Source organism: Leisingera sp. F5 (assembly GCF_001593695.1).
In genome coordinates, this window is record NZ_LUKH01000466.1 from 1 (window position 1) to 2,357 (window position 2,357).

Below are 2,357 nucleotides of genomic sequence, written 5' to 3' on the forward strand. Positions count from 1 at the left end.
GATTTCAGCGGGCCGGGTGCGGCCTATCCCAAGTCGGGTGCTGCGGATGTGTCGGTGACGCGGTTCCCGATGTCGGTCTTTGCGCCGGTGCCGGCGCAGGGGTTTTCGGGCGTGGTCATGCAGGACGGGTTCCTGGTCGGGACCGGCTCGAAATTCTATGACCCCTACGGCTGCGGTCTGCGCGAACCGCTTGCGGTGCATTTCCGCGGCAGCGTGCTGGAGAGGTTCGAGGGCCACGAAAGGGACGTGCATTGCGCCCGGATGCATTACGCCAAAGTGGGGAAGCAGTTCGGTCTGGATCCGATGACCATGCATTCCTGGCATGCCGGCATCCACCCGGGCTGTGCCTATGGCATGGCGGCGGCAGAGAATTTCGAGCGCTGGAGCGGCGCGGCCTTTGGCAATCCGCGGCTGATGCATTTCCACACTTGCGGGCATTACGCGCCGGGGGAGATTTCGCTGAACGTGCTGGACCCGACGATTGAGATGGATGGCGCAGCAGTCTGGAAAGACGGTGTGTTCGACCCGCATCTGGTGCCGGGCGGGACGGAAGTTCTGGCGCAATTCCCCTGCATCAAGGCGGTGTTTGACGCACCTGCGCAAGCGGTAGGGCAGGGACCGGGCGGGCGGCTCGCCAGCTGAAATCCGGCGCGGATTTCAGCCATGAAAAATCGATTTTCCATGGCCGTTTCCCTCGCAGGGAAACGGCTTCTTTTTCAGCCGGCCTCGGACTTGATCTGCCGGGCAACGCGGGTGCGGAAGCGCATCGCGCCTGCATCCAAGCCAAGGTTGATATAGGGCGTCTTGCGTTTTGCCATGCCGGTCTGGACATATTCCAGCACGTCCTTGTCCTCGGTAAAGGCCATGATGGCGCCCTCGAACATACGCTGCGACATCGCCGCATCCTCCGCATGCATATTGCGATGCTGGAACCAAAAATAGCGCGATCGCCCGGCGTCCACCGGGGTGATGAAGTTATAGGAGATGTTGACGAAGGCATTGGGCGACAGGGGCACATCCTTGCCGCCTTCGCCCTTGGGCGCATAGACCGACATGTTGATCGCGGTGGCGGGCAGGCGGCATTCGTAATGCTGCTTGCGGTCGCAAGCGGGACCGAAGGGCAACATCGGTTTGTAATAGGGCGGCGGTGCCTCATCCAGCACCCAGCGGGAGACGATGACGCCATCCTGTGTTTCTTCCAGGTCCAGCGGGCGGTTGTCGGTTCCGGCCCCGGCGAATGAGGTCAGATGCACCCAGGCCACATGGCTGGGGTCTAACAGGTTGTCGGTGATATAGAGATAGTGGCAGGCTATCTCCATCGCGCCCTTCTGCGTCTTGCCCCAGGACGGATTGTCGAAGTTCGGAATGTCGATGATCCGGCCCCGGTCCGCCTGATCCGGATCGCCCATCCACAGCCACAGAAACCCCCAGCGGTCCTCGGCCGGGTAGGAATGCACGGCAGCGCGGCGCGGCGGGTTGTCGAGCTGGGTCGGGGCAATCACGCATTCGCCGCTGCAGTCAAAGGTCAGACCGTGATAGCCGCAGACCACGTGGTCGCCCTCGATGGTGCCGCGTGACAGGGGCAGTTTGCGGTGCGGGCAGGCGTCCTCCAGCGCGATGGCAGCACCCTTGGTGTCGCGGTAGATCACGATCTGCTCTTCCAGCATGGTCAGCGGGGTCAGCTCGCGCCCGAAATCCTCGCTGCGCCCTGCCACATACCAGCAGTTCCGCACATAACCTTCGCCGCCGATCAGATCCGGTCTCATGGCTGCCCCTCTGAGAATACATCAAAGGCTTTCAGCGCTTTGGCGCTGTAGGCATAGGAAGGCCCGCCGCCCATATAGGTGGCCATCGCGAGCGCCTCGCTCAGTTCCCCGCGGGTGGCACCCAGCCGCACCAGGGACCGCACATGAAAGCCGATGCAACTGTCGCAGCGAGTGGCGATGGCGATGCCAAGGGCGATGAACTCCTTGGTCTTCTCGCTGAGCGCACCATCTTTCTTGGCAGCCTGGCCCATGGTGCCGAAGCCACGCACGGTGTCCGGCACTTCTTTGGAGAAAGTGCCGATGTTGGCCTCGGTCTCGGCCATGAAGGTCTTCCAATCCATGTTTGTCTCTCCTCAGCCTCTTTCGTCCGATCCCATGCGGCGTTCCAGCCAGCGCACGCCGGCGCTGATGATCAGCACCAGCACCAGATATTCCAGGATCAGCAGGGTGTAGATTTCCAGCGGGCGGTATTCGCTGACCACCAGTTCATTGGCGCGCCGGGTCAGTTCCTGCATGCCGATGACAGAGGCAAAGGCGCTCATCTTGACGATGTAGATGAACTGGTTGGCCAGCGGCGGCAGGATGCGGCGG

2 protein-coding genes and 2 pseudogenes are annotated in these 2,357 nt (G+C 62.3%); 1 reads left to right on the forward strand and 3 read right to left on the reverse strand.

The features are described from left to right. Nucleotides 1-642, forward strand: a pseudogene (locus tag A2I95_RS31950) (hypothetical protein); the annotation flags it as partial. A gap of 74 nt (nt 643-716) precedes the next feature. On the opposite strand, the gene A2I95_RS31955 reads toward A2I95_RS31950, so the two are convergent. The 3 genes and pseudogenes from A2I95_RS31955 to A2I95_RS31965 form a co-directional block, all read right to left on the reverse strand. Beyond that, on the reverse strand, nt 717-1,766 hold the full coding sequence (locus A2I95_RS31955) for an aromatic ring-hydroxylating dioxygenase subunit alpha (RefSeq protein ID WP_291736308.1): 1,050 nt from the start codon (nt 1,764-1,766) through the stop codon (nt 717-719). After that, nucleotides 1,763-2,107 (reverse strand): carboxymuconolactone decarboxylase family protein, encoded by a 345-nt coding sequence (locus A2I95_RS31960; protein WP_291736310.1) that lies wholly within the window; start codon nt 2,105-2,107, stop codon nt 1,763-1,765. The genes A2I95_RS31955 and A2I95_RS31960 overlap by 4 nt, the downstream gene beginning before the upstream one ends. A 12-nt stretch (nt 2,108-2,119) precedes the next feature. Further along, nucleotides 2,120-2,357: pseudogene (locus tag A2I95_RS31965) on the reverse strand (amino acid ABC transporter permease); the annotation flags it as partial.